This is a genomic window from Rhodococcus sp. NPDC003318 (genome assembly GCF_042879035.1).
GTDB lineage: Bacteria > Actinomycetota > Actinomycetes > Mycobacteriales > Mycobacteriaceae > Rhodococcus_G.
Genome location: NZ_JBIAOU010000003.1, coordinates 215,217 through 238,434 on the forward strand (window position 1 = coordinate 215,217; position 23,218 = coordinate 238,434).

A 23,218-nucleotide genomic window follows, 5' to 3' on the forward strand; every position below is an offset into this window, starting at 1 on the left:
AGGAGCCGTCGTGGCCCACGTCATCCTGGGACATTGCTGTAAGGATGCCTCGTGCGTGCGGGTGTGCCCGCAGAACTGCATTCATCCCGCCCCCGGCGAGGAGGGTTTCGCCTCCGCCGAGACGCTCTACATCGACCCCAACTCGTGCATCGACTGCACCGCGTGCGTCGAGGCGTGCCCTGCCTCGGCCATCAAACCCGAGTACGCGCTGACCCCGACCGAGCACTCGTACGCCGCCCGCAACCGGGAGTTCTTCGAGCAGGCCCGTACCGCGCCGCGCTCCCGACCGCGCGCCGTCTTCGAGCTGCCCCTGGCGAGCCCGAGCGACCGACTCGGGGTCGCCGTGGTGGGGTCGGGACCGGCTGCCATGTACACCGTTCGTGAACTGTTGCGGCGATCGACGTCGATCAGCGTCACGGTCTACGAGCAGTACGACACGATCGGCGGCCTGCTGCACCGGGGCGTGTCCCTCGACCACGTCGGTGTGCGCGAGATGATCCGCCTCTTCGACGTCCCGTTCCGCGACGACCGCGTCACGATCGTTCACGACACGGAGGTCGGCGTCGACATCTCGATCGACGAACTCCGGACGAGGTTCGACGCCGTGATCCTCGCCTGCGGAGCGTCGCAGCCGCGTCGGGTCGGCACCACCGTCGGTCGCGACATCCACCAGGCCATCGACATCCTGGTCGCCGAGAACTCCGGGCCCCCTGATGCCCGCCCCTCCGTGCCCGCGGGGCCCGCGTGCGTCGTGATCGGCGCGGGAAACGTCGCCTTCGACGTCGTCCGGTGGATCGCGAAGAACCGCCGCCGAACCGTGGGCGGACCGGTCGAGGAACTGGTGGTCCTGTCGCGTTCGGCGGCGGAGGACGCGTCGTTCACACCGTCCGCGCTCCACGAGCTTCTCGACCTCGAGGACACCGAGGTGCTGATCGACCGTGCCGGTCGCGCACCCCGCGGCGACGCGGACGGCGCGCTGCTGCGGGTGCTCGCGGATCTGCCCTCCACCGATGTCCAGGGCATGCACGCCCGGTCGGCCGACCGGGCGGGTCGCCTGCGGATCGTGCTGTCGTTCGGGCAGGAGGTGGCCGAGCTCGAGAGGACCGACCTCGGCGCCCTCGCGGTCACCACGACCGCCGGCCGGGTCTTCCACGCGAATTCCGCGATCTGCGCCACCGGATTCACCACCAAACGGATCGACGGTGTCCCGCTCGACGACCGCGGGGTCGTGCCCAACAGCGGGGGACAGGTGATCTGCGACGAGACCGGTGAACCGCTCGAGGGACTGTACGTCGTCGGCTGGGCGAAACGAGGCGCGTCCGGCGGCGTCGGCGACAACCGCTCCTGCGCGGCCGAAACCGTGGAACTGCTCGCCACGGACCTGCGTTCGCGGCGCCTCGCGCGTTCGTCCCGATCCTGAGTTGACGACTCGCCGGCTACGACGGCACGGACGACGATGGTCACCCGCGGCTGCGGGTGACCATCGTCGTCCGTGTGCAGGGGTTGCTACGCCGTGCACGTGGTGAACGGCAGCACGAGCCGGGACGGGTGCGCGGCGTCCCGGTAGATCTTGTGCGTGACCGGCCGACCGACCGGCAGGTGGAACGCATCCGGTGGTAGCAGCGAGTTGTGCTCGTCGACAAGGGGTTCGGCGTTGGAGAGCTGGACCACCAGCCGGTGACCGGGCAGGAACGTCGCCGCGAACGGATAGACCCGCAGGACGTACTCCTCGATCGTGCCGGGCTCGACGGGCACCGCGCGGGTGTGCGGGTGGACCGGGTTGCCCTCGGTGCTGCGCTCGTCGAGTTCGCGGTGCGACGCCTTGAGGTACGCGCTCGTGATCAGCTGCCGCCTGCCGCCGGGCGCCTCGTCCCAGAACCTGAGGATGAAATTGGTGTCCGGCTGGTCGATTTCGGCGAACAGGTGGGCGGCGCCGGTGCCCATGAGCTCGGTCGGCTCCTCGAACGGCGCGGTGGTCCAGGTGAGCATCTCCACCCTGTCGGTGACCGTGAGCGGCGCCTGGTAAAAGCCTTCCGGTGCAGCGTATTCGGCGCCCATCGGCTCCGGCTCCGTCGACAGCTTGCCGAGGGGCCGCAGGTACAGCGACCGGTGCTCGACGTCCTTCGGTGGCCACTGGTCGCCGGTGACGTGCTCGCGGGTGCCCTCGACGAAGACGGACACGGCGGGCTCGTCCATCACGCCGTTGTCGATGCCCTTGATCCAGTAGTCGTACCAGCGGAACATCTTGTCGTGCTCCTCGATGAAGGGGCGCGACTGCATCGGCGGGTACGGGCCGATGTCCAGCTTCTTCGGGCCCTTCAGCTGGTGGTACAGCTCGAGGGTGCCGTCGAGGGTCCAACCCCGACCCTGGTCGATCTGCAGGTAGACCGGGATGTCGATGTTCGGGGCCAGGGTGACGGGGTTGCGTTCCTCGTACCAGTCGCCGTCCACCTCGTTCATGACGATGTCGAACCACGCCTCGTGGTGCTTGGGGTAGTTCAGGACGTGGACGAGGTTCGGCCAGGCGGCCACGTCCGGGTCCGCGAGGCGCTCGGCGACGCGCTCGCGGATCTCCTCCGGTGAGTACCTCTCGAGCATGCGGGACTTGACGTTGTCGGTGAACGCCCAGCCGGAGTCGCCTCCGCGTCCTTCGCGCGCGGCCCGCGGCATGAACCACATGACGCCGCCGTGGTAGGTGGTCTCGTAGAAGTCGTAGTGGCCGCCGGAGACGAAGATCGCCTTCAGGTGCGGCGGACGCTCGGCTGCGGCGAGCACCTGCATCGAGCCGAAGTACGAGATGCCGATCATGCCGACGTTGCCGTCGCACCACGGTTGCGCCGCAACCCATTCGATGAAGTCGTACGCGTCCTGGCCGAGGGAGACGCCGCCGGCGTTGTAGTTGCCGATGTGCTCGCCGTCGGAGGCGCCGGAACCGCGCAGGTCGCCGATGACGTGGACGTAGCCTTCCGCGACGACGCGGGCGATGTCGCCGGCCTCGATGCAGCCGTCCCACATCGGGCTGGGGCGGCGCTGCGGGGGCGTGGTGAGGGCGAGCGCCTGCAGCTCCTTGCCGTACGGGCTCAGCGCGACCAGCGCCGGGCGGGGCTTGTCACCGACACCCTGGTAGGTGTCCGCCGCCAGCTCGACGCCGTCCCGCATCGGGATGCGGAGGTCCTTACGGATGTGGATGGTCTGCCCGCCCGCGTCGAATGTGTCGAACTCGGCCATGAGTCTGCGACTCCTTTTCTCTGTCAGGACTTCTGGTTGAACTGTGTGCGGTACCCGTGCATCGAGGTGAAGAACGGCGACGGCTCGAGGGTGGGGTCGTTCTCGTAGCCGATCGCGTCGGCGACCGCGGCGAACGGGGAGTACGGCGAGGCTGTCTCCGGCAGTCCCGCGCACAGGCACCGGTGTGCGGCCGTGCCGACCCGGCCCTCGATGTCGAGGCTCTCGTGGAGCGCCTCCCGGGCCTGGGCGGCGTCGAGTTCGACCCCGTACGGGGTGCCGTCGGTCCGGCGGTAGGGGTGCCCGAGGTAGAGGTGGCGGGGAGCGATCTCGTTCCGCAGGTACTCGAGGCTCGCGCGGTAGGCGGTCGGGTCCTCGAAGCCGGGGAATCCGTTGGCCGCGCCGTGGACCTGGACGGCGTCGCCGACGAACACGTCGTTCTGGCCGTCGACGACGTAGGCGACCGAGCCGGGAGTGTGGCCGGGGATCGAGTGGACGGAGACCGTGAGGCCACCGCCGAGGGGCAGTGTCTCCCCACCCCGGACCAGCATCGTCGGTTCCATCTCGTCGGAGATGACGGCGCGGGCCGCCGCGATCTGCTTCGCCTCGCCCTCGGGGTCGTTCAGGTACTGCGCCCGCCCGGCGAGGTACTCGTCGACGTGCGCCCGGCGTGAGCGCAGCATCGGCGCGTCGGCCTCGTGGATGACGACCTGCGCCTTGCGGTCGGTCATCTCCCACAGCGCGTACGCGCCACCCACGTGGTCGATGTGCCCGTGGGTCAACAGGATCCAGCGGACGTCCTCGATCCGGCGTCCGATGGCCGCCAGCGCCGGTGCCATGCCCTCGGCAGGAGAGGACGCGATTCCCGTGTCGACGATCGCCGGCTCGGGTGCGTCGATGTAGAAGCTGTAGAGGCCGAACCGGCCCCACGGCGAGACCAGCGGATGGATGTTCACTGCTGTCATGGTTCTTCTTTCGGGTCTGGTCTCGTCCGTGGGGCGGTGCGGACGCTGGGTCAGCGGGCGAGGAAGTCGCGCGTCTCCTCGAAGGCCCGGTAGTAGTCCGGGATCCACGAGAAGTGCTGGACGAACCCGTGACCGGCGCCGGCGTAGCGGCTCACGGTCACGTGCACGCCGGCCTCGGTGAGGCGTCGGCCGTAGAGTTCGCCCTCGTCACGCAGGGGATCGTGCTCGCCGGTGACGATCAGTGCCGGCGGCAGCCCGGTCAGGTCGGCCCGCTTGATCGGGGAGACCCGCGGGTCCGCGGGGTCGGCTCCGCTGCCCAAGTAGAAGGCGTTGAACGGTTTCAGGCCCGCGGTCTCGAGCCCGTAGCCGACGGCGTTCTCGCGCAGCGACGGGTACCGGTCGACGTCGAAGTCGAGGTCCAGCGACGGGTAGTAGAGGACCTGGTGGGTGATCGCGTCGAAGCCGTCGTCGTGCGCGGCCGCCGCGACCGCCGCCGCGAAGGTGCCGCCGGAGCTGTCGCCGGCGACGGCCAGCGTTCCGCCGTTCCAGCGCAGGTCCTCGCGGTGCTCCGCGACCCACCGGACCACCGCGTAGCTGTCGTCGAGACCGGCGGGGAAGGCGGACTCGGGAGCCAGACGGTAGCCCACCGAGACGACCTTCAGCCCGATCTCCTTCGCGAGGGAGCGCGCCACGTGGTCGTGCGTGTTCAGGCTGCCGAGGAAGAACGCGCCGCCGTGGAAGTACACGAGCACCCCGTACGAGTCGGCCTCGGCCGGCGTGTAGATCCGCACCGGCACGTCACCCGACGCGGTGTGGGCGACGGTGTCCTCCACGGAATGCAGCGGGGTCCGCTCCTCGCGCGGCGGCACCTGCGCCTCGTCGCCGGCGCGCATCGCGGCCGGGTCGAGCGAGTCCGGCGGCGCGGGCAGTGTGGCGAGGACCCTGGCGATCTCGGGATGCAGGGGCATGACGTCAGGCCTCCACCGGTGCGGTCTTCTGGCCGGGGAAGACGTCGTCGACCTCGTCCTCGGTCCAGCCTTGACGCGAAATACGCTGCAGCTCATCGGTGACCGGCTTGCGCGTGGCCTGGTACAGGGCCAGCGCCTGCGCGACGGAGCCGGCCTCGACCAGGGCGTCGGCGAGTGCGCCGGCGTCCAGGATGGCCGAGTTCGCGCCCTGCCCCTGGTGGTGCAGCATCGAATGCGCGGCGTCGCCGACGAGGACGACGGCGTCGGAGTGCCAGGTGTCGACGGGGTCGATGTCGTAGACCGCGCGCACGTTCACCGTGTCCAGGTCGAGGTCGCGGGTGATGTCGACGATGCGCTCGTCGAAGCCCTCCACGGTTGCCAGGATGTCGTCCTTCGTCACGCTCGGCGACCAGGTGCCGTCGGAGCGCAGCGCGGTGATGTCGAACGAGACCTGGCCGCGGTGGCGCAGCGGCAGCAGGTAGACCTTGGTGCCCCGGCCGATGTACATCCGCAGGTTGTCGTCGACGACCATCCCGTGCGCGTCGTCGACCGAGATCACGGCGCGGTACGCGTGCTCACCGGAGAAGACGGGTTCGTTGTCGCTGAACAGCTTTCGCACGACCGACTTGATGCCGTCGGCGCCGATGACGAGGTCGGCCTCGACGGTGGTGCCGTTGGTGAAGGTGAGGGCCGCCCGGTCGCCGCGGTCCTCGACGCTCTCCAGTTTGTGACCGAGACGGACCATGCCCCCGGGGAGCACGCTCAGCAGCGCGTCGATGAAGTCGCCGCGGTGGATCAGGTGGGTCTTGGTCACCTCGGCGTAGTCGCCGCTGCCGGGCCACTCCTCCTGAATGATCCGCTCGCCGGTGCCGGTGAGGATCTCGAAGTAGTCGCTCGGCGAACTCACCTTCGCGACCGCGTCGAAGATGCCCCACTGGCGGAACCGGTCCATGGTGGACGGACGCAGACCGATGCCCGCGCCGACCTCCCGGATCTCACCGGCCTGCTCGTACACGGTGACGGTGGCGCCGAGCAGGCTCAGCGCCTTGGCGGCGGCGGCGCCGGCGTACCCCGCGCCGACGATGGCGATGTTCAGCTTCTTCAGGTCTTCGGGCTGCATGGCAGTGGTCCTTGTCAGTTCTTGATCGTGAGGAAGTCGGCGGGGTTGTCGACGAACAGCGTCGTGATGGTGGCTTCGTCGACGCCGGCCTCGCGCAGGTCCGGAATGAGGTCTTCGAAGAGGTAGTTGACGGTGTGGCCCTTGACTCCCGGCCAGCCGAGGGGGCTGCAGTTGGCGTCGACGCCCGCGAGTGCCTGGGCGAGGTGACCGGCGGCGAGGAAGCCGAGGAAGTGGTCGAGGCGGTCCTTGCGGGGGCGGGCCCAGAACGGCGGGTCCGGGAGTTCGGTCTCGTACCCGAAGGTGTCGAAGCCGACGCGACCGCCCTGTTCCGCGATCCAGCGGTCGCGGGTCTTCGACGCGTTCACGCCGTCGTCGGCGTGCCCGAAGAGCACGCGGTCGAGGGGCAGGCCCTCGTCGTCGAAGATCGCGATCGCGTTCTCCGCGTCGATCGCGAGGTGGGTCAGGATCGGCACACCCGTCGCTTTCGCGGCACGTGCGGCGGCGCGGTAGATGCGCTTGTCCAGCTCGGTCATCTTGCCGCCGCGGCTGACACCGACCTTGACGACGCCCGCCCGGCTGCCGGTGTCCCCGATGCCGACGGTGATCTCGTGCACGAAGTGCTGCGCCAGGTACTCGACGCTCGCGCGCTCGAAGAACGGCAGCGCGGTGTCGCCGCCGACGAAGCCGGTGCAGGCGATGATGTTGACGCCCGTCTTGGCCGACAGCGACTTGTAGTAGTCGATGTCGCGGCCGTTGCAGATTCCGGTGACGTCGACGAAGGTCCCGCCGCCGTACTCGTGGAACTTGCGCAGCTTCGGAACGGTCTCCTCGTACCGCTGTTCGGGGGTCTTCCACCACCGGGTGTCCAGTTCGGAGCCGGGCATGCCGTATCCGATGTGCTCGTGGATGGCCACGATCCCCAGCTCTTCGGTGGGGATGGGACCCAGCACCGTGTTCACTCTCGACACAACATTCACCTTCTGGAAAGTCGAAAACTGATGGTCTTTCGAAACGCGCGCGCTCAGCGCACCGTCAGCAGGCGGCGCGGGTTGTCCGTCAGGATGCGCGTGGCGTCCTCGTAGCCGAGTCCCTTGCCCGTCAGGAGGGGAACGAACGTGGTCAGGATGTGGCTCAGCGGGAGGTCGACCCGGGTCTGATCCTCGGCGGGATGACCCTTCGCGACGCCGATAGCGTTGCTCGACAGCAGGATTCGATCGCCGAACCCGGCCTCGACGAGTTCGAGTACGAGCGCGGCCCGCTCGTCGTCGGTGATGTGGGCGCCGTCCTCGATGCCCACGTTGTCGAGGGCGACGAACGCTCCGCGGCGGGCGACCTCGGTGGGGGCCCCGGCGGCGACGGCGTCCTTGCGGTCGAGTCCGCCGATGACGATGCGGTCGGCGGGGAGCTCCTCGTCGAGGAGGATTCCGAGGTCGTGCACGGCGTCGCTGCCGTAGCGGGCGGACACCGCGACACCGGAGGAGAGCGCGGCGCGGGCCGCGCCGCGGAACAGGCTCTCCTCGGTGGCGGTCATGCCCGAGCGGTCGGCGGCGGTGACCACGATGCCCGCGGCGCCGCGACGCTCCACCCGCGGAACCACCATTCCCTCGGCGACCTCCTTCGCGAACAGGTCGGCGAACTTCTCCGCCGGCCACGGCGTCGGCGGATTGGTCTGGGGGGTCAAGAAGTAACCGCCGAGCAGGTTCTCCGGTCCCATGCCCGTGGACGCGACGATGTGCACACCGGTCGAGCGGGAGAGTGCCTCGTACAGCTTGACGTCGCGGCCGTGGTACATGCCGGTGCTGTCGACGATCGTCCGCCCGCCGTTGTTGCGGAACTCGGTGAGCTCGGCCGCCAGGATCTCGAAGATCTCGGCGCGGTCGATCGTGACGTCGAACGCGTACTGGGCGCCCGGAACGACCGACAGCAGCGCCTCGTGAACCGAGACAACTCCCAACTCGTCGGCGGGAACGGGGCCGAGGACCGTGTGGACGGTGTTGCCTTCGGCGGTCGGGGAGCCACTCATCGGCACTTCCTTTCGTCAGCGTCATACCTGCACGACGTGTTGCGAGTCACAGTACGCTTTAACTTTACAAGCTGTCAACTTAATTGTCTTGAAGATGTCTGACTGGCCTGACGGATTTGTGGCTGTACACCGTCTAGGATTCGTGACCATGTCGCTCCGGGCTGCGCAGAAGCAGCTGAACTACGAGCTGTTCCTGTCGAAGGCGCTCGAGTTGTTCGGCACCAAGGGCTACTCGGCCACCACGATCGACGACGTCGCCACCGCCGCAGGCTCCACCCGGACCAACCTTCTACCTGCACTTCTCGTCCAAGTCCGAGGTGATGAGTGCGCTGCTCGCGGAGGTCGACGCGATCCTCACCGCAGCCGACGACCCGACGCTGACGGAGGTGGTCGCCTCCGGTTCGCGCGATCTGATCCGGATGTGGCTGGACCGCAAGTTCCACCAGTGGGACGAGATCAAGCCGTACCTGACCGCGTCCTACGAGGCCGCCGACGAACCGGAGGTCGCGGCCAGGACCGAGCAGTGGTTCGAGGACGCCGTGGGCCGGATGGTCGAGGGTCTGCGGCGGGCGGAGCGCTTCCCGCCGGACCGTCGGTGGATCCGCTGCGTGCTGGCCTTCGGGCAGCTCGAGTACCTGTCGCGTCGGTACTTCGTCGTCGGCTGGAAGATCCCCCGCGAGATCTGCCTCGACGAGATCACCGACTCCTGGTGCGGCCTGTTCGCGTCGGAGGGTCCGGGCTAGCCCTGCACTCCGAGCATGGCGGCGGCGAGGTCGGCGTACTCGGCGACGAGTCGATCGGGATCGGTGCTGCGGCCGGGGTGGTACCAGCGCGCCACGTCGATGCCCATCGACAGGATCGCCCGGGCGGCGGTCGCGACGGTCGGCACGGTGAAGTCGCCGCTGTCGACGCCGGCCTGGATCTCTCGCCGGACGAAACGCTCGGTGTCGCGCCGGATGTCGGCGATCTCGGCGTAGTGCTCCTCGGTGAGGGCTGCGATCTCGTACTGCGCCACGCGGCAGAAGGTGTGGTACTCGACGTGCCACGACGTGAAGGCCCGGACGAGGGCGCGCATCCGTTGCGGGGGCGTCGGTTCGGCTGCGGCGGCGGTGCGGATGGCGTCGAGTACCCCGAGGTGTCCGACCCGGCTGACCTCGTGGAGGACGGCTTCCTTGGTGGTGAAGTGGACGTACAGCGCGGCGGGGCTCAGTCCGGCGCCTTCGGAGATGTGCCGCGTGGTGGTCGCGTGGTAGCCGCGTTCGGCGAAGGCCCGCACCGCGGATGCGATCAGTCGCCGTGCGACCCCGGAGTCGACGTCGGGGAACAGCGCGGCGACCTCGTCGTCGAGGCCGGTCGTGTGGACCTCGGTCGCCGGCGGCTTGCTCATCTCGGGCCCTTCTCGAACTGGGGTGATGCCTTGACATCATGCCGCACGGCGGGTCTACTAAGCGAGCGCTTAGTGAATGTTGTCGCCGGATCGCCCGGCATCGTCGACAAGGACTCCGACATGGCCACCGCTCCGCTCTCCCGTCGCGATCTCGACTTCCTGCTCTACGAGTGGCTCGACGTCACCGCGCTCACCGGGCGAAAGCGTTTCGCCGAGCACTCCAAGGAGACCTTCGACGCGGTGCTCGATCTGAGCGCCGAGATGGCCGTCAAACACTTTGCGCCGCACAACAAGAAGGCGGACGCGCAGGAACCGCGCATGCTGCCGGACGGCACGGTCGAGCTGATCCCCGAGGTCGCCGAGGCGCTGCGGATCTTCGGCGAGGCGGGTCTGGTCGCCGGCCAGTTCGACGAATCCCTCGGCGGCATGCAGCTGCCCGCCGTCCTGGCCCGCGCGTCGATGGCCTGGTTCCAGGCCGCCAACGCCGGCACCTCCTCGTACCCGTTCCTGACCGTCGGCAACGCCAATCTGCTTGTCGCACACGGCACGCAGCAGCAGATCGACACCTTCGTGCGGCCGATGCTCGAGGGGCGCTTCTTCGGCACCATGTGCTTGTCCGAGCCGCAGGCGGGTTCCTCGCTGGCCGACATCACGACCAGGGCCGTGCCCCGCGGCGACGGCACCTACCGGCTGACCGGCACCAAGATGTGGATCTCCGGCGGCGACCACGAACTGGGCGAGAACATCGTGCATCTCGTGCTGGCCAAGGTCCCCGGCGGACCGGCGGGCGTCAAGGGCATCTCGCTGTTCGTGGTGCCGAAGTGGCTCGTGAACGAGGACGGCACGCTCGGTGAGCGCAACGACGTCACCCTGGTCGGCCTCAATCACAAGATGGGCAACCGGGGCACCACGAACACGCTGCTGAACTTCGGCGACGGCACCCGCACCCCCAGTGGTGAGGCCGGTGCGGTCGGCTACCTCGTGGGCGAGGAGAACCGGGGCCTGTCCTACATGTTCCACATGATGAACGAGGCCCGGATCGGGGTCGGGTTCCTGGCGATCTCGCTCGGCTACGCCGGGTACCTGCAGTCGGTCGAGTACGCCGCCACCCGCACCCAGGGGCGGGCCGCCGACGACAAGGACCCGGCCTCGCCGCCGGTGCCGATCGACCGGCACGCCGATGTGCGGCGAATGCTGTTGGCGCAGAAGTCCTATGTGGAGGGGGCGTTGGCCCTCGGGTTGTACTGCGCCAAGCTCTTCGACGACCAGGAGACCGCGGGCGGCGAGGAGGCGGCGCGGGCGGCGTTGCTGCTCGACATCCTGACGCCGATCGTCAAGAGCTGGCCGTCGCAGTGGTGCCTCGAGGCCAACAGCCTGGCCATCCAGGTGCACGGCGGCTACGGCTACACCCGCGACTACGACGTCGAGCAGTTCTACCGCGACAACCGTCTGAACCCGATCCACGAGGGCACCCACGGTATCCAGGGTCTGGACCTGCTCGGGCGCAAGGTCACCATGAAGGGCGGCGCCGGCCTGGCCCTGTTCGCCGAGGCGGTGCGGGCGACGATCGTCCGCGCCGAGGCGCTCGGCGGTGCGGCGTCGGAGTACGCCGGTCAGCTCGCCGCCGTGCTCGAGCGTGTCGTCGCGACCACCGGAAGGCTCTGGGGTGCAGGGGATCCTGCGGTGGCGCTGGCGAACTCGTCGGCCTACCTGGAGGCGTTCGGACATCTGGTGGTCGCGTGGATCTGGCTCGAGCAGCTGCTGGCCGCCGACGGCCGGAGCGGCGACTTCTACGAGGGCAAGCGGGCGGCCGCGCGGTACTTCTACCGCTACGAGCTGCCGCGGACGGGCCCGCAGCTCGACCTGCTCGACAGCCTGGACCGGACTCTGCTCGACGTGGATCCCGCCTGGTTCTGAACGCTCCGGCGCCCTCGGCGGAAAAATGATGGTCACGGATCGTGGCGAACCCCTTCCCCGGGGTGAGCTCCTGGGGTATGAAAGTCGTGAATCGACGTTAACTTCAGGAGGCACTCGTGTACGTGGGGAACTTCGTGGCGACCACGCCGGACAAGCCCGCCATCATCCGACCCGCCACCGGTGAACAACTCAGCTATCGGGAACTCGACGAGCGCTCGACCCAGCTGGCGAAGTACCTGCGTGACGCCGGCGCCGAGACCGGTGACCACATCGCCCTGATCTCCGGCAACGACGTGCGGGTGATGGAGGTGTACTGGGCGGCGCTGCGCTCCGGCCTCTACATCACCGTGGTCAACTGGCACCTGACCCCGGCGGAGGCCGCGTACGTCGTCAACGACTGCGGGGCCTCGGCCCTGATCGTCTCGGCCGACGCGGCATCGGCGATCGACGTCGCGCCCGGTGCCTTCCCGAACGTGACCCGGCGCCTGGTCTACGGCGGCGAGCTCGCCGGTTTCGACGACTACGAGGCCGCGCTCGCCGGGTTCGACACGTCGCCGCTCGCCGACCAGCCCCGCGGACAGGACATGCTCTACTCCTCCGGCACCACCGGCCGGCCCAAGGGCATCAAGCCGAAGCTCTCCGGCGGTCAGGTGCACGACACCCCGGATCCGTACACCGCGGTGTTCGCGCCGATGTACGGCTTCGACGCCGACACGGTCTACCTCTGCCCCGCGCCGCTGTATCACGCTGCGCCGCTGCGGTACTGCGGCACGATCACCTCGGTCGGCGGCACCGTGATCCTGATGGACCGCTTCGACGCGGAGGAGGCGCTCCGGCTGATCGAGGAGTACAAGGTCACCCACAGCCAGTGGGTACCGACGATGTTCGTGCGGATGCTCAAACTTCCCGAGGAGGTCCGCGCCCGGTACGACGTCTCCAGCATGAAGGTGGCGGTGCACGCCGCCGCGCCGTGCCCGCCCGAGGTGAAAAAGGCGATGATCGACTGGTGGGGTCCGGTCGTCTACGAGTACTACGCCTCCACCGAAGGCTCCGGTGCCACGTTCATCAACAGCGAGCAGGCACTCGCCAAGCCGGGGTCGGTCGGCCACGACGGTGTGCTCGGCATCGTGCACATCTGCGACGAGCTCGGCGTCGAGGTGCCCACCGGGCAGGTCGGCACGGTCTGGTGGGAGCGGGAGGAGCGCCCGTTCGAGTACCACAATGCGCCCGAGAAGACCAAGGAGGCAACGCATCCCGCGCACCCGACGTGGACCACCAGCGGCGACATCGGTTTCCTCGACGAGGACAGGTTCCTCTATCTCACCGACCGGGCGGCGTTCATGATCATCTCGGGTGGCGTGAACATCTATCCGCAGGAGTCGGAGAACGTTCTGACGTTGCACCCCAAGGTGTTCGACGCCGCGGTGATCGGCGTGCCGAACGCGGAGATGGGGGAGGAGGTCAAGGCGGTCGTCCAGCTCGAGCCGGGGATCGAACCGAGCGAGGAGCTCGAACGTGAGCTGCTCGACTACGTTCGCGACCGGGTGGCCCACTACAAGGCGCCCCGGACCGTCGACTTCACCGACGACCTGCCCCGCACCCAGACCGGCAAGCTGGTCAAGCATCGGCTGCGTGCGCGGTACCTGCCCGCACCCGCGGACCGGTGAATTCCGGCTCGACTCCCTGAGACGTCCGTCGGGGGATCGATCGACCTGCACGCGGGTACGGGGCTGATGATCGGCGGGAGGCTGGGGGCGATCTTCGGAGCCACACTGATCCTGCGGGTTCCGAATCGGCTGTTGCGGTGGCTGTTCGTGGCGGTGCTGCTGGCCACCTCCCTGAAGCTGCTACTCGATGCGGTGGGAGCCGACCCGCTGCAGGGCTCCGCGGTCGTGCCCTCGTCGCTGATCGCGAATCCGTGGTTCACCGTGCCCGTGTCGTTGGCACTGGGATGCGTCATCGGCGCGTGGTCGGCCGGCATGGGGCTCGGAGGCGGTCTGCTCGCCGTACCGGTGCTGATGCTGTTGTTCGGCACGGATCTGCCGACGGCCGAGGGCACGTCGCTGCTGATGTTCTTTCCGAACGCGATCGTCGGAACGATCGTGCACGCCAAGCAGGGCACGGCGGACATGCGTATCGGCACCATGCTCAATGCAGGGGCCGTGCCCGGGGCCGTCGGCGGCGTGCTGGTCGCGCTGGCCCTCGACGCACGGATCCTCAGCGTGCTCTTCGGGGTCTTCGCACTGATGGTCGCGGTGCGCGAGCTGTACCGGATGGGGCGTGAGAGCGGCGTGCGTCGCGCCCGGTCCGTCGATCGCGGACCGGGGCGCACTCGCACGACGGTCTAGCATGCCCTCAGGCGAGCCTCGACAAGGGACTGGACGGAAATGAAGGCACTCACACGGACTCCGCTGTCGGAACAGGCGGCGCAGGCGTTGCTCGAGGCCATCGGCGACGGACGATGGGAGATCGGCGATCAGCTCCCCGGCGAGGTGGCGCTCGCGGAGGAGCTGTCCGTGGGGCGTTCGACGATCCGCGAGGCGATCCGTCACCTGGCGGCCCGCGGAGTCCTCACCACTCGGGCGGGCGTGGGTGTGTTCCTGGCCGCCCGGGAACCGGTGGAGCCCTGGGACCGACTGGCCCAGATCGGCGAGATCACCGACGTGGTGCAGGTCCGGGTGGCGATCGAGTCCCGTGCCGCGGGCCTCGCCGCTCACCAGCACGACGACGATGACGCACGGGCGATCAGGCTGGCACTGGGCGAACGCAACGCCCTCGTGTCCGCCGCGCCCGCCGATCTGGCCGCGGCGGACATTCGGCTGCACCGGGCAATCGTTGCGGCCTCGCACAATTCGCTGTTGTTGGCACTGTTCGACAGCCTGCGGCAACGCTTGATCGGTGCGATGACCGACCTGCTCACCATCATGCCTGCGATCGAGAACGACGTGGACGACCATGTCGCGGTCGTGGACGCGATCACGACCCGCGACGCCGACACCGCCGAGAGGTTGACCAGGGAACATCTCCTGGGGCTGGCCGAGGCGTTGCGGCGGAACTCGTGACGCGCGACGGCCTCGTGTGACCCAGCCGGCCGCTGTCCTTCGCGGACATCGGCCGGCTCGGGGCGGGGTCGGATCAGCCGGCGGTCGCCTCGGCGCCCGCGGGAACGTTCGAGGCATCGGTGATCGGGGTGTCGCGGAAGGCGCTGCCCCTGGTCTCCGGGACGAAACGCAGCGCGATGATGCTGATCAGTCCCGCGACCATCAGCAGACCGGCCACGGCGTAGCCGCTGCCCGACGCGGCCACCAGGGATGCCGCGACGACCGGGAACAGGCCGGGGCCGAGGGTCGCCGCGATCTGGTAGGAGACGGACACGCCGGTGTAGCGCACCCGGGTGGGGAACAGCTCACTGAGCAGGACGGGGGAGACCGCGGTGATGGTGCCGATACCGATCGGGAAGTAGACGCAGAAGGCGACGGCGAGCAGCGCGGGTGAGCCGAGTTCGATGATCCAGAACATCGGAAGGGTGAGCACCAGCACGGTTGCGGATCCGGTCATGCAGATCGGTCGGCGTCCGATGCGGTCGGACAGTGCGCCGAACACCGGGGTGGCCAGCGTGGCCATGACGGTGCCCAGCAGCACCGCCGCCAGCACCTGCGACCGGGTGTAGCCGACGGTGGGCAGGTGGGAGAGGGCGTAGACCGCGAAGATGCCCTGGGCGGCGAGGCCGCCGAGTTGCAGGCCGACCGCGGTCACGACCTGGCGGGAGTTCGATCGGAACAGATCCGTCAGCGGCAGCCGGCGCTCGCCCGCTTCCTGCTTCTGCTGCGCCTCGAACACGGGGCTCTCGTCGAGCCGGTGCCGGATGTAGAGGCCGACTCCCAGCAACGCGAAGCTCAGCAGGAACGGAATGCGCCATCCCCAGGTCAGCAGCTGATCCTCGCTCAGGACGGACGTCAGGACGAGAACGGTGGCCGTCGCGGACAGCGAGCCCAGCGGGCCTCCGAGCAGCGTCGCGCTGGTGGCCAGGCCCCGACGCCTGTCCGAGGCGTGCTCGGCGGTCATCAGGACGGCGCCGCCGAACTCGCCGCCGACCGCGATGCCCTGGATCAGTCTCAGCAGCAGCAGGATCAGGGGTGCGGCGACGCCGATCTGCGCCTGGGTCGGGAGCAGGCCGATCAGGCCGCTGGCGGTACCCATCATGACGAGGGTCGTCATCAGCACCGACTTGCGGCCGATCCGGTCGCCGAAGTGACCGAACAGCGCCCCGCCGACGAATCGGGCCAGATAGCCGACCGCGAGGGTGGCGAGCGCCGCGATGGTGCCGACCATCGGGCTGAGGTTGTCGAAGAAGATCTGATTGAACAGCAATGACGCCATCGTGCCGTAGATGAAGAAGTCGTAGTACTCGATGGCGGTGCCGACCAGTCCGGAGAGGGCGGCCTGCCTGGATTGGTCGGTCGATCGACTGGACATCTGGGGTACTCCTCGCAAACAGGGAAGCGGGGCGGCCACCTGCGGACGCAGGTGTCGGTGACGTCGAGCAGGAGAGCGGACGCGTCGATCGTCGAAGCGCCGGGGAGACTCTTCGACGAAGGAGGAAGGAATGGGTGACCACACTGGACGGGAAGGTCGATCCGCTGCGATGAACCGCAGGCGTAGCGTGTCGGTCGCGGACGAACAATATGGCATGGATCACTCGGTGTCAACGAGAAAGTGCGGGTGGACTTTTCGGGTGCGGCGCTGGTCGCCGCAGCGAACCGGGTTCACTCTTAATTGAGATTTACATTCAATGAGAGGTGTGTATGTCCACGAACCGGACGATCGAGCGTCGTCGGCCGAAGGACCGCAAGGGTCAGATCCTCGCTGCCGCGCGGACCCGGTTTGTCGAGATGGGCTACCGCAACGTGTCCATGGCGCAGATCGCGGAGGACGTCGGGATCACGGCCGGGGCGCTGTACCGCCACTTCAGGAACAAGTCCGTGCTGGTTGCCGCGGTGATCGAGTCGAGTTTCGACGTGCTGCCGCCCTTCGGCCGGCGGGGCGAGATCGCGGCGGCGCTGGCCGACGCGAGCGACTACGTCGCCGAGCACCGCGATCTCGGCGCGCTGTGGTGGCGGGAGATGGCCTACGTCCCGCCGGAGGCGTACGTCGAACTGCAGGGCAGGTTGGGCGCCCTCAACCGGCGGTGCGCCGACCTGGTCCGAGACGCCGATCCGGCGCTCCCGGACGCCGATGCGATCGAGCTCGCCTGGGGTGTTCACGCGATTCTGGCCAGTGCCAGTTGGCATTCGACGAGAATCGACCGGACCGAGTTCGCGACGGTGCTGCAGGCCTCCTGCGCGGCGCTGCTGGCGACCGACCTGCCCGCGGTGACGCCCGTGGCCGCGCGGGCGTCGGCGCTGGAGGTGGTCTCGAAACGCGAGCGGCTGCTCTCCCACGCCATCACGATGTTCGACCAGAAGGGCTTCGACGCCACGCTGGACGAGATCGGGGCGGCCGCGGGGGTGACCGGGCCCAGTCTGTACAGCCATTTCCACAGCAAGGGCGACGTTCTGGCGGCCGCCATCGAGCGAAGCACCAACGCGCTGTGGTTGCTCCTGCACTCCGCGCTGCGGGAGGCCGGCGACGTGCGTGACGCGCTGTCGCGGCTGGTGCACGGCTACGTCGGCATCGCCGTGGACAAGACGATCATGACCGCGGTCCTGCAGATGGAGCAGTCGGCGCTGCCGGACGTCCTGCGCAGTCGCCAGCGGGAGTACCTCGCGGAGTGGACGGCCCTCCTGCGGCTCGCCCGCCCCGAACTCACCGAGACCCAGGCCCGCGTCCTCGTCCACACCTCGCTTGGTGTCGTGAACACGCTCGCGCGGATCGATGACCTGCGGATTTCGCAGGGAGGAGCGGCTCGGCTCGCGGCGATGGCGCTGTCCGTGCTGCTCGACGCCGACCTGTCCGGGACCGATTCCGGGGAGCCCCTTCCGCAATAAGTAAATATGGGTTAACGTAGCCTCATCACCGATGGTGGGGGCGCGCGACAGGCGTGCCCGCGGACCGGCGTACCTGCACCCGACCTGCATGTCGAGGCCGAGATCGCCGAAGTCCCACGCACAGGAGGAGACCGACATGAGCATCACCGCAGCCGTGCGCCGCGCCGCGTCGCTCGCCGGGAGCAACCCGGCGTACCGCGACGGCGACACCTGGGTCACCTGGCAGGGATCCGTCACCCGCATCTCGGCACTCGCCGCGGCCCTGCGCGAGCGTGGGGTGCAGCCGGGCTCGCGGGTCGCGACGCTGGCGGGCAACGCGCCCCGCCACCTCGAGGTGCTCTACGCGATCTGGTGGGCCGGCGGCGTCATCGTCCCGATCAACACTCGGCTCGCCGTCGACGAAATCCGTTACATGCTGGACCATTCCGGCACGGCGCTGATCGTGACCGACGGCGACAGCCGCGGGTCCGGCGAGGCCGCGGTCCGGGCCGCCGCGGGCGACCCGGTCCTCGTCGACTACGACGACGCGGCCCTGTGGTCGGAAATGATTGCCACGCAGCCCATTCCCGATGCCTACCCGGCGGAGGACGCGACGGCCGGCATCTTCTACACCGGCGGCACCACCGGAACCCCCAAGGGTGTCGAGCTCACGCACACGAACTTCCTGTTCGCCGCGATGGGCACGCATCGCGAGGTCCGGCTCGACTCCGACTCCGTCTACCAGCACTCGGCGCCGCTGTTCCACATGGCCGACTTCTGTCTCGGCAACGGCGTCACCCTCGCCGCGGGCACACACAGCTTCCTGCCGAAGTTCTCGCCCCAGAACTTCTACGAGGGCATGCGCGCCGACGGCGTCACCCACATCTGCCTCGTGCCGACCATGCTCGCGTCCGTGCTGGACGCCCCGACCCGCGACGAGGAACTGCTCTCGCGTGTCCGGTCGATCACCTACGGCGCCGCGCCGATCGCGACCGCACTGCTCGAGCGGGTGGTCGCGACGTTCCCGAACGCGAGTCTGCAGCAGTTCTACGGAATGACCGAATCGTGCGGCGCCTCGACCGTGCTGCCGCCGGAGAGTCACCACACCGGCTCCCCGCAGCTCGATTCGGCGGGCCGCCCATTCCTCGGCTGCGAAATCCGGGTCGTGGACGGCAATCTCGACGACGTTCCGCACGGCACCTCGGGTGAGATCCTCATGCGCGGGCCGAACGTCATGCGAGGGTACTGGCACGACCCCGACCGCACCGCAGAGGTCCTCGCCGACGGTGGCTGGTTGCGCTCCGGCGACATCGGGGTCCTCGGCGACGACGGTTTCCTGTCCGTCGTCGACCGGCTCAAGGACATGATCGTCACCGGCGGCGAGAACGTCTACTCGGGTGAGGTCGAGGGCGCTCTCGCAACGCATCCCGACGTGGCGCAGTGCGCGGTCGTCGGTGTGCCCGACGACCTGTGGGGCGAGCGCGTCCACGCGGTCGTCGTGCTGCGGCCGGGTGCGACGGCCGCCGCCGGCGAACTCGAGGCGCACCTGCGGGAGCGCATCGCCGGATACAAGGTCCCCAAGAGTTTCGAACTGGAGCGCAGCGAACTCCCGGTCACCGCTGTCGGAAAGATCCGGAAGAACGTGCTGCGCGAGGAATGGATGGTCAAGAATGCTTGAGGTCACTCGCCACGACAGCGACCTTTTCGACGACGAGCTCCGCGAGGTCCGCGCCGAGACCCGCCGTTTCGTGGAGGAACGTATCGCTCCCTTCCACGAGGAATGGGAACGCGACGGCCAGGTGCCGCGGTCCATCTGGATCGAGGCGGGCAAGCTGGGCATGCTGTGCCCCACGGTCCCCGAGGAGTACGGCGGCCTCGGCGTCGACTTCCGCTACTCCGTGATCGTGATGGAGGAGTTGTCCCTCGCGCACACCACCGGGCCGGGCTTCGTCATCCACTCGGAGATGGTGGCCCCCTACCTGGTTCGGTTCGGCACCGAGGAGCAGAAGCGGACGTGGCTGCCCCGCATGGCCACCGGTGAGGTCATCGGCGCGGTCGCGATGTCCGAGCCGTCCGCGGGCAGCGACCTGCGCGGCATCAAGACCAAGGCGACGCGCACCGACGACGGCTACGTGATCTCCGGCCAGAAGGTGTTCATCTCCAACGGTCAGCTCGCCGACATCATGGTTGTCGCGGCGAAAATGGAAGACACCGGCAAGCTTTCGCTGTTCCTCGTCGAGGCGGACCGTCCGGGATTCGCCCGTGGACGCGCCCTCGACAAGCTCGGTGTCCACGCCCAGGACACCTCGGAGCTGTTCTTCGACCAGGTCCACATCCCGCGCGGGAACCTGCTCGGTGAGGAGGGCAAGGGATCGTCGTACCTCAGTGCCGGTCTCGCCCGCGAGCGCCTGACGATCGCGATCAGCTCTCAGGCCCGGGCCGAAGCGGCGTTCCGCGACACCGTCGCGTACGTCGCGCAGCGTCAGGCGTTCGGGCAGCACCTCAACGAGATGCAGAACACCCGCTTCACGCTCGCCGCGGTCCGCGCCGACCTCGAGGCCGGACGCGCCCTGATCGACCGGCAGATTCGCAACTACCTCAGCGGCGAGCTGGACGGAACCACCGCGGCGATGGCGAAGCTGTGGGTCACCGAGATGCAGGGCCGCACCGTCGACACCTGCCTGCAGCTGCACGGCGGCTGGGGATACATGCGTGAGTACGCGGTCGCCCGCGCGTTCATCGACTCGCGGGTCGACCGGATCACCGGCGGCACCTCCGAGATCATGAAAGAGATCATCTCGCGAGGTATCTGGGACACCCGGCGTTGACGCCGTCCACAGTCCACCACGCGGCCGAGAGCAGGAATCCATGAAGCGCAACCATTACGACGCCGATCACGAGGCGTACCGGGACACCGTCCGCGAGTTCCTCGCCCGCGAGGTGGAGCCCCACCACGAGCGGTGGGAGGAGCAGCGACTCGTCGACCGGTCCGCTTGGCTCGCGGCAGGCAAGTCCGGGATCATCGGGCTCGCGGTGCCGGAGGAGTTCGGTGGCTCGGGCGTCACCGACTACCGGTTCCGTCAGGTGGTCGCCGAGGAGGTCGCGAGGACCGCCACCACGTCGTTCGGCGCGGGAATCGCGTTGCAGGACGACATCGTGATCCCCTACCTGCTGCACCTGGGGACCGAGGAGCAGAAGCAGCGGTGGCTGCCCGGGATGGCCGCGGGTGAGCTGATCGGCGCCATCGCGATGACCGAACCGGGCGCCGGCTCGGACCTGCAGGGCGTCAAGACCACCGCGGTCCGCGACGGCGACGAATGGGTGATCAACGGCCAGAAGACGTTCATCAGCAACGGCATCCAGGCCGACGTGGTGATCGTGGTGTGCCGCACGGACCCGGAGGCGGGGTCGAAGGGCTTCTCGCTGATCGTGGTCGAGGACGGCACCTCCGGCTTCGGTCGGGGTCGCAAGCTCCACAAGGTCGGGCTGGCGGCCCAGGACACCGCGGAGCTGGTGTTCGAGGACGTCCGCGTTCCCGCGGGCAACCTCCTCGGAGGGGAGGGCCGCGGGTTCCTCCACCTGATGGAGAACCTCCCGCTCGAACGCATCGCGATGAGCGTGTCCGGCATCACCGCGGCCCGCGCCGCCTACGAGTGGACCAAGCAGTACGTGTTCGAGCGCAAGGCATTCGGCAAGCAGATCGGCGACCTGCAGAACACCCGGTTCGTGCTCGCCGAGATGCTGACCGAGATCGAGGTCACCGAATCGCACGTCGACCGCTGCGTCCTGGCGCTCGGTGCGGGCGAGCTGACCGCAGTCGACGCGTCCAAGGCCAAGTGGTGGGCGACCGAGCTGCAGAAGCGCGTCGTGGACCGCTGCGTCCAGCTGCACGGCGGATACGGCTACATGATGGAGTACCCGATCGCCCGGTCCTACACGGATACCCGCATCCAGACGATCTACGGCGGCACCACCGAGGTCATGAAGGAGATCATCGGCCGCGACATCGCCGCCGAGTTCCGCTGAACCGCATCATGTGATGCCGCCTCGCCGGGGGGAGGGGCGCGTCCGACTCGATCCGACTCGAACGAAAGAGACCCCATGGCAACCCTCGAACGGCAGGACGCGCCGAGCCTTCCCACCCACGGCCTGTCCTGGGTGCGGCAGATCGACCGGCACCGCTCGCAGACCCCCGACCGCCCGGCGCTGCGCCAGGACGGGCGCACCGTCACCTGGGCCGAACTGGACGACCGCACCCGGCGCCTCGCATCGGTGCTGGCGGCGTCCGGGATCGCTGCCGGTGACCGGGTCGCCCTGCTCATGACCAACCGCCTGGAGTTCGTCGAGACGCTGGTCGCGGCGCACCGGCTCGGCGCGATCCTGGTGCCGTTGAACTTCCGGCTCGTCGCGAGCGAGATCGAGTACCTGCTCACCGATTCGGGCGCGACTGCCGTCGTGGTGGAGCAGGCCCTCGTCTCCGGTCTCCCCGGGACGGCCGCGTCGTTGCCGACCGTCGTCGTCGGATCCTCCGACGTCCCCGGTCCTCCGGAGTACGAGAGTGCGATCGCGGCGGCGGCTCCGAGCGCCGCCGACGGACCGTCCGATCTGTCGTCGCCCGCACTGATCCTCTACACGTCCGGCACGACCGGACGCCCGAAGGGCGCGGTGTGGACGCACGAGAACCTCATCGCCGGGTCGATCATGATGATCCAGGTGCTGCGCATGACCTCCGACGACGAGGTCTCGGCCGTCACCGCGCCGATGTTCCACATGGCGTCGATCCTGCATCTCGTACCGACCGTGTTCCTCGGGTACCCGACCGTGGTGGTGCCGTCGGGCAACTTCGACGCGGGCGACTTCCTCGACCTGCTCGAGACCGAGCGTGTCACGTCGGCGTTCCTCGTGCCGACGCAGTGGCAGACGGTGTGCGAGGGACAGCAGGCCCGTCCGAGGACGCTGGCGCTGCGCAACCTGGCCTGGGGCGCGGCGCCGGCGACGCCGGGGAACCTGCGGGCGATGTCGGAGACGTTCCCCGACGCGTCGATCGTCTCGTCCTTCGGCCAGACCGAGGCGTCGATCACCCTCGTCCTCGGCGGCCGCGACAAGCTGGGCTCGGTCGGTCGACCGCTGCCCCTCGTCGACGTCCGGGTCGTCGATCCCGACATGAACGACGTCGTGCAGGGGGAGGTCGGTGAGATCGTCTACCGCGGGCCCGCCGTGATGGCCGAGTTCTGGAACAACCCGACGGCGACCGCGGAGGCGTTCCGCGGTGGCTGGTTCCACTCCGGAGACCTGGTCCGGCAGGACGAGGACGGCTACTTCCACGTCGTCGACCGGATCAAGGACATGATCATCTCCGGCGGCGAGAACATCTACAGCGCGGAACTCGAGACGGTGCTGTCGGAGCATCCGGCGATCGCCGAGGTCGCGGTGGTGCCCGCCGCCCACGAGAAGTGGGGCGAGACGCCGGTGGCGTTCGTGGTTCCGGTGTCCGGTGACGTCGACGCCCAGGACATCCTGGACTTCTGTGGTTCCCGCCTGGCCCGCTACAAGATTCCGACGCGGGTCATCGGCATCGATCAGCTGCCCCGCAACGCGACCGGGAAGGTCCAGAAGGTCGCCCTGCGTGACCTGATCCGCGACTGAC

At 68.8% G+C, this 23,218-nt stretch carries 19 protein-coding genes and 1 pseudogene; 12 read left to right on the top strand and 8 right to left on the bottom strand.

The window, feature by feature from the left end:
* Nucleotides 1–10: 10 nt before the first annotated feature.
* A complete protein-coding gene (locus tag ACFYVR_RS08400) occupies nt 11–1,420 on the top strand; it encodes a 4Fe-4S binding protein (protein ID WP_387471607.1) in 1,410 nt (469 codons plus the stop codon).
* Nucleotides 1,421–1,506: 86 nt separating this feature from the next.
* On the opposite strand, the gene ACFYVR_RS08405 is transcribed toward ACFYVR_RS08400, so the two are convergent.
* From ACFYVR_RS08405 to ACFYVR_RS08430, 6 genes are read right to left on the bottom strand one after another with little or no spacing between them, the layout of a single operon-like run.
* Nucleotides 1,507–3,228 (bottom strand): CocE/NonD family hydrolase, encoded by a 1,722-nt coding sequence (locus ACFYVR_RS08405; protein ID WP_387471609.1) that lies wholly within the window; start codon nt 3,226–3,228, stop codon nt 1,507–1,509.
* A 23-nt stretch (nt 3,229–3,251) separates the two neighbouring features.
* Complete coding sequence (locus tag ACFYVR_RS08410; RefSeq protein WP_387471611.1) at nt 3,252–4,190, bottom strand: MBL fold metallo-hydrolase; 939 nt, start codon at nt 4,188–4,190, stop codon at nt 3,252–3,254.
* 50 nt (nt 4,191–4,240) lie between these two features.
* Nucleotides 4,241–5,158, bottom strand: coding sequence for an alpha/beta hydrolase (locus ACFYVR_RS08415; RefSeq protein ID WP_387471613.1), 918 nt, complete (start codon nt 5,156–5,158; stop codon nt 4,241–4,243).
* Nucleotides 5,159–5,162: 4 nt separating this feature from the next.
* The gene (locus tag ACFYVR_RS08420; protein ID WP_387471615.1) at nt 5,163–6,278 is read right to left on the bottom strand and encodes an FAD-dependent oxidoreductase; all 1,116 of its coding nucleotides are present in this window, start codon (nt 6,276–6,278) and stop codon (nt 5,163–5,165) included.
* Between the two features lie 14 nt (nt 6,279–6,292).
* Nucleotides 6,293–7,246, bottom strand: coding sequence for a phosphotriesterase (locus ACFYVR_RS08425; RefSeq protein ID WP_387471618.1), 954 nt, complete (start codon nt 7,244–7,246; stop codon nt 6,293–6,295).
* Nucleotides 7,247–7,299: 53 nt separating this feature from the next.
* Entirely contained in the window at nt 7,300–8,301 is a 1,002-nt protein-coding gene (locus ACFYVR_RS08430) for a phosphotriesterase (RefSeq protein ID WP_387471621.1), read from the bottom strand.
* A 148-nt stretch (nt 8,302–8,449) separates the two neighbouring features.
* On the opposite strand from ACFYVR_RS08430, the pseudogene ACFYVR_RS08435 reads away from it, so the two are divergent.
* Together ACFYVR_RS08435 and ACFYVR_RS08440 are read left to right on the top strand one after the other, a co-directional pair.
* Nucleotides 8,450–8,542 (top strand): annotated as a pseudogene (locus ACFYVR_RS08435) (TetR/AcrR family transcriptional regulator); the annotation flags it as partial.
* Between the two features lie 79 nt (nt 8,543–8,621).
* Complete coding sequence (locus tag ACFYVR_RS08440; RefSeq protein WP_387472045.1) at nt 8,622–9,044, top strand: TetR/AcrR family transcriptional regulator; 423 nt, start codon at nt 8,622–8,624, stop codon at nt 9,042–9,044.
* Here the strand turns inward: ACFYVR_RS08440 and ACFYVR_RS08445 are convergent.
* Entirely contained in the window at nt 9,041–9,688 is a 648-nt protein-coding gene (locus ACFYVR_RS08445; protein WP_387472022.1) for a TetR/AcrR family transcriptional regulator, read from the bottom strand. The two genes, ACFYVR_RS08440 and ACFYVR_RS08445, sit on opposite strands and share 4 nt — an antisense overlap.
* Nucleotides 9,689–9,808: 120 nt before the next feature.
* On the opposite strand from ACFYVR_RS08445, the gene ACFYVR_RS08450 reads away from it, so the two are divergent.
* The 4 genes from ACFYVR_RS08450 to ACFYVR_RS08465 all read left to right on the top strand — a co-directional run bounded on the left by ACFYVR_RS08450 (nt 9,809) and on the right by ACFYVR_RS08465 (nt 14,667).
* On the top strand, nt 9,809–11,605 hold the full coding sequence (locus ACFYVR_RS08450; RefSeq protein ID WP_387472023.1) for an acyl-CoA dehydrogenase: 1,797 nt from the start codon (nt 9,809–9,811) through the stop codon (nt 11,603–11,605).
* A 116-nt stretch (nt 11,606–11,721) separates the two neighbouring features.
* The gene (locus tag ACFYVR_RS08455) at nt 11,722–13,272 is read left to right on the top strand and encodes an AMP-binding protein (RefSeq protein WP_387471623.1); all 1,551 of its coding nucleotides are present in this window, start codon (nt 11,722–11,724) and stop codon (nt 13,270–13,272) included.
* Between the two features lie 66 nt (nt 13,273–13,338).
* Entirely contained in the window at nt 13,339–13,953 is a 615-nt protein-coding gene (locus tag ACFYVR_RS08460) for a sulfite exporter TauE/SafE family protein (protein ID WP_387471625.1), read from the top strand.
* A 39-nt stretch (nt 13,954–13,992) separates the two neighbouring features.
* A complete protein-coding gene (locus ACFYVR_RS08465; RefSeq protein ID WP_387471627.1) occupies nt 13,993–14,667 on the top strand; it encodes a FadR/GntR family transcriptional regulator in 675 nt (224 codons plus the stop codon).
* A gap of 73 nt (nt 14,668–14,740) precedes the next feature.
* Here ACFYVR_RS08465 and ACFYVR_RS08470 read toward each other — a convergent pair whose 3' ends face one another.
* Nucleotides 14,741–16,081, bottom strand: a complete 1,341-nt coding sequence (locus ACFYVR_RS08470; RefSeq protein WP_387471630.1) for an MFS transporter — start codon at nt 16,079–16,081, stop codon at nt 14,741–14,743.
* Between the two features lie 329 nt (nt 16,082–16,410).
* Between ACFYVR_RS08470 and ACFYVR_RS08475 the strand changes: the two genes are divergently transcribed.
* The 5 genes from ACFYVR_RS08475 to ACFYVR_RS08495 all read left to right on the top strand — a co-directional run bounded on the left by ACFYVR_RS08475 (nt 16,411) and on the right by ACFYVR_RS08495 (nt 23,217).
* A complete protein-coding gene (locus ACFYVR_RS08475; RefSeq protein WP_387471632.1) occupies nt 16,411–17,592 on the top strand; it encodes a TetR/AcrR family transcriptional regulator in 1,182 nt (393 codons plus the stop codon).
* Nucleotides 17,593–17,728: 136 nt separating this feature from the next.
* The gene (locus ACFYVR_RS08480) at nt 17,729–19,249 is read left to right on the top strand and encodes a class I adenylate-forming enzyme family protein (protein WP_387471634.1); all 1,521 of its coding nucleotides are present in this window, start codon (nt 17,729–17,731) and stop codon (nt 19,247–19,249) included.
* Complete coding sequence (locus ACFYVR_RS08485) at nt 19,242–20,399, top strand: acyl-CoA dehydrogenase family protein (RefSeq protein WP_387471637.1); 1,158 nt, start codon at nt 19,242–19,244, stop codon at nt 20,397–20,399. The genes ACFYVR_RS08480 and ACFYVR_RS08485 overlap by 8 nt, the downstream gene beginning before the upstream one ends.
* 40 nt (nt 20,400–20,439) lie before the next feature.
* Nucleotides 20,440–21,597, top strand: coding sequence for an acyl-CoA dehydrogenase family protein (locus ACFYVR_RS08490; RefSeq protein WP_387471640.1), 1,158 nt, complete (start codon nt 20,440–20,442; stop codon nt 21,595–21,597).
* A gap of 75 nt (nt 21,598–21,672) precedes the next feature.
* Nucleotides 21,673–23,217, top strand: a complete 1,545-nt coding sequence (locus ACFYVR_RS08495) for an AMP-binding protein (protein WP_387471643.1) — start codon at nt 21,673–21,675, stop codon at nt 23,215–23,217.
* The last annotated feature ends 1 nt before the right edge of the window (nt 23,218 follow it).